Here is a 262-nt window from a genome sequence, read left to right as displayed (position 1 = left end):
TGGAATTGAAGAAGGAACAGATGTTTGGTTGATTTCTTTAAACACGAAAGGTGAAGAACAGTGGCAGAAATCTTACAATTTTAAAAACCGGGATATTCTGATGGGGATGAATGTGATAAACGGGATGCGGGATGCCGGAAGCGGGGTGAATGGAGTGAACCCAACCAAAGGAATATTGTTGGGTGGTTATACTCAGGCAGAAGGAAGAATCGAGGTTGATGATGAGACCTTTTGGATGATGTATATCGACAATGACGGAAAT

At 42.0% G+C, this 262-nt stretch carries 1 pseudogene; it reads left to right on the top strand.

Features of this window, described 5'->3' with window-relative positions:
• Nucleotides 1–262 (top strand): annotated as a pseudogene (locus OEW74_RS18900) (T9SS C-terminal target domain-containing protein); the annotation flags it as partial.

Origin of the sequence: Chryseobacterium sp. YIM B08800, from assembly GCF_026163565.1 — a bacterium.
Classification (GTDB): Bacteria; Bacteroidota; Bacteroidia; order Flavobacteriales; family Weeksellaceae; genus Chryseobacterium.
This window is presented reverse-complemented; position numbering and strand designations above follow the sequence as displayed.